The organism is Candidatus Oleimmundimicrobium sp. (genome assembly GCF_030651595.1).
In the GTDB taxonomy this organism is placed as follows: Bacteria; Actinomycetota; Aquicultoria; order UBA3085; family Oleimmundimicrobiaceae; genus JAUSCH01.
In genome coordinates this window covers 1-2513 of the sequence record NZ_JAUSCH010000047.1, presented here as the reverse complement: position 1 = coordinate 2513, position 2513 = coordinate 1, and the positions used below count along the sequence as shown (strand labels likewise).

General features: G+C 37.1%; 2 protein-coding genes. Both read right to left on the bottom strand.

The features are described from left to right. Positions 1 to 384 precede the first annotated feature (384 nt). A complete protein-coding gene (lepB, locus tag Q7U95_RS03030) occupies positions 385 to 885 on the bottom strand; it encodes a signal peptidase I (RefSeq protein ID WP_308751803.1) in 501 nt (166 codons plus the stop codon). A gap of 124 nt (positions 886 to 1009) precedes the next feature. Next, positions 1010 to 1654 (bottom strand): hypothetical protein, encoded by a 645-nt coding sequence (locus Q7U95_RS03025; RefSeq protein WP_308751802.1) that lies wholly within the window; start codon positions 1652 to 1654, stop codon positions 1010 to 1012. Positions 1655 to 2513: the final 859 nt, after the last annotated feature.

The window sequence follows — 2513 nt, the reverse complement described above, 5'->3', positions numbered from 1 at the left end:
TCATTTTTAGGTTTCAAAATAGGTTGTTCAGGAAATAAGCCGAAGCTGTTTGAGTCAGGCTTATATCCGCCTTACAACATAGTTGGAAGCTTTGGTTTAAAAAGCCAAAGGGAAGGATATGGTTTAGTCTGACGAGTTCTGTAGGCGCCTGAACAACCGTTATTTTGGAGCTGTTTAAAAAATGATCGGCCGTCCTTCTTTTGCTTCGTTTTCTTAGACGAGTAAGAAAATGAAGGAAATAAAGTTTCGCAATAAGAAAACCGACTAAGTAGACACGCACAATCAGGAGCTGTTGCCTAACCCATAAAAAATAAATAAAAGCAGAAATTATGAAAAGAGAGTAAATGTAAAAATCAAGAAAAACTATGCAGAAAGACAAAAAAACTAGTTTACAAGCCCAATTCTATCCACTGGCCAATAGATAAAGAACGCCTTCCCCACCACATCATCTTCTAAGATCGGCCCAAAGATGCGGCTGTCATAGCTATTCGGCCGATTATCGCCGGCAACAAACACATAGTCCTGAGGTATTTCAATCGATTCAAGTCCGCTTAAATCATGATTTTTTATGTAGGGTTCTTCAACTGGTTTTCCGTTAATCACCAAAACGCCTTCTTTTATTTCAATCGTTTGCCCTTCAGTGGCTACAACTCTCTTTACAAAATCGGTTTTATTCATGGGAGATTTAAGAATTATAATGTCACCATTCTCAATATCTGATAAACGGTAAACAAATTTACTAACAAGAACTCGGTCACCATCGTGAAGCGTTGAGTCCATAGAGTGTTGTTGGATGGTAAGGGCCTCAACGACAAAGAAACGTATTATAAATGAAAAGATAAGAGCTGCAACAATGATAAAAACAGTCTCTTTAATAAAGACCACAAACGGGTTACTTTTTTATATGACTTAATACTTAATGAATAATAGTCAAAATATTATAATAGAGTAAACCACACAAAAAAACGCCATTTCTGGCGTTTTTTGTCAAAAGCATGAGTAAAATTTCCTATTTTTTTATTTCCAGCCCGGCCAGTCCGAAAAACTCTTTTTCCGCTTCCTTGTATTGGCTTTGAATATTATTCACTTCTTTTTCAACTGTAGTAATTTGATTTTTGAGGTCATCTATTTCTTTACCCAAATCATTAATCATTTTTTCATCAGCGGCACTTATCGTTTTGGAATTTTTTACTAAAATGCCAACCATCGTTTTCAGTTTTTCAAGCATTTGAATTTGAAGGTTGTTATAGCTAATTTTAGCAGAGTTTTCCTTCTTAGCTATCTCGATAAATTTTTCGGCACTTGTTTTTATTTCAGAATCAGTAATTTCTCCGAGAATCGATTTTAATTCAGCTAATTTTTTATCAATAGAATTTAATTTAGTAGACGCGTCCTTTTTTCTAGTTAACGCGTTGTCTACTGATTTAAATGCTCCGCTATAATCTTCACTAGCCATTTGCTCATCCAACGCTTCCATTTCGGGCATACTCGTCAGGTCGGACAGCTGGACCGCTTCTTTTTCTAAAGCGACAACTTCGTTATGCTTATCAATAAATGCTTGAGGGACTTTTGAAGAAACCAAAAAGCTATAAGCAACAAATCCTAAAACACCAACGACAATTAAAACGGATATTGCAATTATTGTTTTTTTCATTTATTCACCTCGCTTTCTATTTTTATTTTTATTTGCTTTGATTCTTGATTTAATTATATCACATCACTTAATGTCAATTAGAAAAGCGGAGCGGAGTAGCAGTCACGATAATATTTTAATAATCCTTTGACACAAGCCAGGCAGACTCCGATAAAAACTTCCGTGTTTTCCCTCTCATGTAAGATTTGTTTTAAGCGGAAGATATGCTCCATCGTAAACCTTTCTAGCTCTATATCTCCTACATCCCGATGAAACACTTGAGCCGTGAACAATAGCTGACTATTGAGCTTTTGGCGAATCTTCGTTCAACCTGTAGCCACATCAAGAATTCTTCGCTTGTATTTTTTATTGTTTTTTCCAAATAGATTTATCTTCAAGATATTTTATGCGGTATTTATCGTAATTAAGCATAATATCGAAACAATCCTTGTTACTGAGTATTTGCCCGTATTTCATAGCCATAAACCTGACCTCGTTGATATCAAACATAACGGTGAGCGCATCATTGTAAGAAGCGGGATGATAAAGTAATCTCGCCTTTTGGTTTTAAGATTGGCCGCGTCGCTAACGCTCCTCGCCGTGCCACCGGCAGGCAGACAATGACCAACTCGCAACCATTAGCCATAAGCTATCAGCTATCAGCTATTTGTCAATCGCCATATCATTTAAATACAGCCTCCAGCTACCAGTCTTCAGCCATCAGGAAAAACAAAAAAGGCTTTTATTAATTTTGGTTTTTTAAAACCTGGGTGGATTGTTTATTTCACCCTCCTCCACCAGCGGCGGACAGGCCCAACCCCTCCCGTCAAGTGAGGGGAGTTAGATTGCCGCGATCCGCTCGCAATGACTAGCTTTTAAA

Excerpts from the sequence above, each read along its gene's own strand:
- Q7U95_RS03025 (WP_308751802.1), bottom strand. The coding sequence starts at position 1,654 with ATGAAAAAAACAATAATTGCAATATCCGTTTTAATTGTCGTTGGTGTT.